The 4,741-nt window shown below is 69.2% G+C and carries 3 protein-coding genes; all 3 read left to right on the forward strand.

Features of this window, described 5'->3' with window-relative positions:
- Positions 1–5: 5 nt before the first annotated feature.
- Genes D5S19_RS12705 through D5S19_RS12715 form a run of 3 tightly spaced genes read left to right on the forward strand, consistent with a single transcriptional unit; the run spans position 6 to position 4,581 of the window.
- Positions 6–3,326 carry a right-handed parallel beta-helix repeat-containing protein gene (locus D5S19_RS12705; protein WP_120023558.1) on the forward strand — a complete coding sequence of 1,107 codons (3,321 nt, stop codon included), beginning with the start codon at positions 6–8 and terminating at the stop codon, positions 3,324–3,326.
- Between the two features lie 17 nt (positions 3,327–3,343).
- On the forward strand, positions 3,344–3,742 hold the full coding sequence (locus D5S19_RS12710; RefSeq protein WP_120023559.1) for a YbaB/EbfC family nucleoid-associated protein: 399 nt from the start codon (positions 3,344–3,346) through the stop codon (positions 3,740–3,742).
- A complete protein-coding gene (locus D5S19_RS12715; protein WP_120023560.1) occupies positions 3,739–4,581 on the forward strand; it encodes a hypothetical protein in 843 nt (280 codons plus the stop codon). The genes D5S19_RS12710 and D5S19_RS12715 overlap by 4 nt, the downstream gene beginning before the upstream one ends.
- Positions 4,582–4,741 lie beyond the last annotated feature (160 nt).

The raw sequence follows: 4,741 nt of genomic DNA on the forward strand, positions 1-4,741 counted from the left end.
AAACGATGAACCGACAGCTGCTCGTGGTGGCCGGCGACCGGCCGGGTGCGTTCGCGACCATCGGCGCGGCGCTGGCCAAGGCGCAACCGGGCGCGACGATCAGCGTGCACCCGGGCCGGTACGAGGAAAACCTTGTGGTGAACCAGATGGTCTCCCTGGTCGCCGAGCAGGGACCGGGCACGGTGGAGATCGTCGCGAACACGGGCAGCGTGCTCGTCGCGAACGCCGAAGCGGTGCAGCTGAGCGGATTCACCCTGACCGGTACCGATGATCAGCTGGTCACCGTCGACGTGGTGCGCGGTGAGGCGGCAATGGACGAGTGCCGGGTCTCCGGGACTTCGTGGGCCACGTTGCTCGCGCGGCTGGAAGGCTCGCTGGCGCTGCGCGGGTGCACGGTGACCAGTACCGGCGGTGCCGGGGTCGTGGTCGCGTCGCCGGCGCAGTCGACCATCGAGGACACCGAGATCGTGGACGCCGCCTCGTCCGGAATCGTGGTCGCGGAGGCCGGTTCGGTGATACTGCGGCGATGCGTGGTGCGGGGCGCGGAGGGCAACGGGATCTGCGTCAACGGCGAAGCGGTCGTGGTCGTCGAGCAGTGCGAGATCGCCGGCGCGCAGAAGCCGGCCATGGTGGTGGAGCAGAAGGGCCGCGCGACGATCACCGGACTGACCGTTCGGGACAGTGCGAACGTCGATCTGTATGTGACCAGCCAGGCCCGGGTCTCCGTGGCCTCCTCGCAGTTCCGGTCCGCGGCGATGCAGGCCGTGCACGTGGCCGCGTCCGGTGCGCCGCTGCTGCGGGAGTGCGTGTTCGCCGATGCCGGGGTGAACGCCTTGCAGGTTGCCGGGTCGGCGGCGCCGCAGTTCGTGGACTGCACCTTCGAGGGCTCGCCGACCACGATCCTGATCGGCGATCAGGCCCGGCCGCGATTCCAACGGGCGACCGTGCGCGGGTCCACCCAGACCGCGATCGCCGTCGACGGGGAGTCCGCGGTCACGATCGGCGGTCTCCGGATGACGCCGGGCAGCGGCGCCGGTATCGTCCTTTCCGGACGGTCCACTCTGGACCTCGCGGACGCGTCGATCGAAACCGGCCGGGAGAGTGGTGTGCAGGTCACCGACGAAGCCCGGCTGAGCGCGACCGACCTCCGGATCACCTCGACCGCGGAGAAGGCGTTGTCGCTGGCCTCCGCCGCCTCGTCCTCGGCGAAGTCCGTGCTGGTGCGCGGTGGCGGGCTGCTCGTCGCCGGTACCGGGGAAACCTCCTTGCGCGACTGCGAAATCGTCGAGTCCGCCACCGACGGCATCACGGTCGCCGCGGGTGCGGTGCTGACCGCTTCGCGATGCCGGGTGCGAGGCGCGCGAGGCAACGGCGTGCACGTCGGCGCGCGGGCCTCGTTCACCGAATGCGAGATCCTCGGTGCCGGGCAGGACGGCTTCCACGTCGAGACGGCCGAGCCGGTCAGCATCCGCGACTGCGTGGTCAACGACGCGGGTGGCGAGCCGATCGGCGGGAGCGAGCAGCCGGACGTGCGGAACCTCAGCACCGACGCCGCGTCCCCGGCCCCCGCTCCCGCCACCGCCGAGCCGATGGGCGCGCTGGACGGGTTCGGCACGCTCGAACCGGCGCCCGAGCAGAGCGTGAGCGAAGCGGCGGGCGAGGTCCTCGACGGACCGCTGGGTGATCTTGAGGCACTGGTCGGGCTGGCCGGGGTGAAGAAGGAGGTCACCGGCCTGATCAACCTGATCAAGATGTCGCAGATGCGCGAGCGGATGGGCCTGCCGATGCCGCCGATGTCGCGGCATCTGGTCTTCGCCGGGCCGCCCGGTACCGGTAAGACGACCGTCGCCCGGTTGTACGGCACGGTGCTCGCGGAGCTGGGCATCCTGTCCAAGGGGCACATGATCGAAGTCGCCCGGCAGGATCTGGTCGGGCAGTACATCGGCTCCACGGCGATCAAGACCACCGAGGTCGTGGAGAAGGCCATCGGCGGCGTCCTGTTCATCGACGAGGCGTACACACTGAGCGCGGCGACCGGCGGCTCCGGCCCGGACTTCGGGCAGGAAGCCATCGACGCGCTGATGAAGATCATGGAAGACCAGCGCGATTCCCTGGTGGTGATCGTCGCGGGCTACTCCGAGCAGATGGACCGGTTCCTGGAGTCGAACCCCGGTCTGGCGTCGCGGTTCACCCGGACCATCGAGTTCCCGAACTACAGCGTGGACGAGCTGGTCACCATCACCACCGGGCTGACCCGCAAGCACTACTACGAGCTGACCGACGACGCGCTGGCTGCGTTGCGGGAGTACTTCGAGCGCGTGCCGAAGAACTCCACGTTCGGTAACGGCCGGGTGGCGCGGAAACTGTTCGAGGCGATGGTGAACAACCAGGCCTCCCGGCTCGCTTTGCGCCCGCCGGCCAAGGACTCCGAGCTGAACCGGCTCACCGCCGAGGATCTGGGTGCCGAGCTGAACCAGCTGCCGACCGCCGCGGAGTCCGCGGTGGCGGTGTCGTCCGATCCGGCCGCCGCGGTCGGCACCAGCACGGTGTGGCAGCGGCTCGGCGGGCTGGTCGGCCAGGCCACCGTGCGGGAGCATGCCCAGCAGATGCTGATCCGGCTCGGCGAACTCAAGCACCAGCGGCAGCCGCTGGGGCAGCACGCGAACCTGGTGATCAGCGGGGTACGCGGTTCCGGGCGGTCGGAGTTCGCGAAGCTGTACGCGCAGAACCTGGCCGAGCTGGGCTTGGTCCCGGTGGGCCAGCTCGTGCACTGCGGAGTCGGCGACGATCTGTACCCGCGCTGGCCGGGGCAGGCCGAACACCTGGTGCGCACCGCGATGAACGACGCGAGCGGTGGCGTGCTGGTGGTCGACCTCGACGGGGAGTGGGAGGCTGCCGCGCACACCCCCGGCGTGGAGGTGCTGGAGGCGCTGGGCGAGGCGATCGGGCGGCGTCCGGCCGATCCGGTCGTGGTGCTCACCGGCGAATTCCGGCGGGTGGGCAGGCTGCTCGGGCTGGTGCCCGCGCTGCGCGACCTGTTCGCGATCGGCTGGGAACTCGGCGAGTACACAGTGGACGAGCTGGCCGAGATCGCGGTACGGCTGCTGGTCCGCCGTGGACACGACGTACCCGACGACGTTCGCGACGCGTTGGCCCATGAACTGGCCGCGTCCGCCGATCACACCGTCCACAACGCACACAAACTTGCCCGGACGCTCTCGGCCGCAGCGGCATCGCGTACGCTGGCAGCAGCCGACCTGCGTGGAATTCGCCCTTCCGAATCCGGTGCGCTGGCGCTCGGCCAGGGCCTGGCTTCGGTCGGCTGACCCAGGAGGTATAGACCATGACTTCACCGCACCGGAAGATGCTGGAAGAGGCGCTCGGCGCCTACCAGCGGCAGCAGGAGAACTACGCGCAAGTCAAAGAGCAGATGGAGAGCATCCGCAGCACCGAGACCTCCGCGCGACGGGAAGTGAGCGCGACGGTCGGGCGCACGGGTGAGCTGCTCGAGCTGACCTTCCCCACCGCCGCGTACAAGCGGATGGCGCCGGCCGAGCTGAGTTCGATCATCATGCGCACCGTCGCGAAGGCCCGGGAGAAGTCCATCGCCGCCGCGGCCGAGGCGATGGCCCCGATGCTGCCGCCCGGCTTCTCCGCACAGGACCTGATGAGCGGCAACGCCGACCCCCGCAAGCTGTTCGCCGGCCGGGTTCCCGGCTTCGAGGAAGGTGACCGGTCATGAGCGACTCGTTCTTCGTCAACGCCGATGGTCTGGACAGCGCGGCCGGTGGCTTCGGGGACAAGGCGGCCGAAATCGAGCGGCTCTCCTCGGTGATCCGGGCCGCGGTCGAACCGGGCCGGGTCGACCACGCGGCCGGGGACGACAAGGCGGGCCGGGAGTTCAGCGAGAACCACCTGAGCGCGGTGACGCCCATCTTCACCGGGATCGCCGCCTGGTCGCAGGCGGTGCAGGGGATCGAGGAAGCGGTCCGGCAGATGGCCTCGGAGTTCCGCGAGGCCGACGAGAACGCCAACCGGGTGTCGAAGAACTTCCACGACCGGCTCAACGAGGTGGGCGACGAGGTCAGCAAAGGTCTCAGCAACGGTGGCGGGAACCAGCAGCCGGAGCAGACCGGCAAGCCCAAGCACCACTTCGAAGGGAACAACTCCCACAACGAGCCGGGGCAGCTGCCGAGCACCCTGATGCCGGAATTCCGTCACGACGACGGCAAGCAGGACAACGGCAAGCAGGACAACCGTAACCAGGACAGTGGCAACCAGGACAGTGGCAACCAGGGCGGGAACCCGCCGTCGGCGTTCGACCGGACTGTGGTGAACCAGCGGATCGATGGCCAGCAGCCGACGCATTTCGTGAAGAGCGAGCGTCCGGGGAACAGCACCGAGGAGGAGCGTATTTACCGGGATCAGGCCCCGGTCCTGCCGGATTCTGTTCCGTTGTCGCCGGCGGTGCGGAGTGCGCCTGGTCCGGATTCTGTTCCGTTGTCGCCGGCGGTGCGGAGTGCGCCTGGTCCGGATTCTGTTCCGTTGTCGCCGGCGGAGCGGAGTGCGCCCGGTCAGTAATCTGTCCCGCTCTCGCCCAACCCAGTCATGGGTTACCGAGGAAGAGGTGGTGCGTCCCGACAGCGTTGCGCCACCTCCGCAGCAGCACCGACGCTGACCACTATTCGGTCGGTGGCACGGAGGAGGTGAACCCGCGTTGAGTTTAATGGTGGACCCGAGT

The sequence above is a fragment of the Amycolatopsis panacis genome (assembly GCF_003600245.1).
GTDB classification, from domain to species: domain Bacteria; phylum Actinomycetota; class Actinomycetes; order Mycobacteriales; family Pseudonocardiaceae; genus Amycolatopsis; species Amycolatopsis sulphurea.

Bases quoted from the DNA above. Each gene is read 5' to 3' on its own strand.
- D5S19_RS12705 (WP_120023558.1), top strand. From the start codon at position 6: ATGAACCGACAGCTGCTCGTGGTGGCCGGCGACCGGCCGGGTGCGTTC.
- D5S19_RS12710 (WP_120023559.1), top strand. From the start codon at position 3,344: ATGACTTCACCGCACCGGAAGATGCTGGAAGAGGCGCTCGGCGCCTAC.
- D5S19_RS12715 (WP_120023560.1), top strand. From the start codon at position 3,739: ATGAGCGACTCGTTCTTCGTCAACGCCGATGGTCTGGACAGCGCGGCC.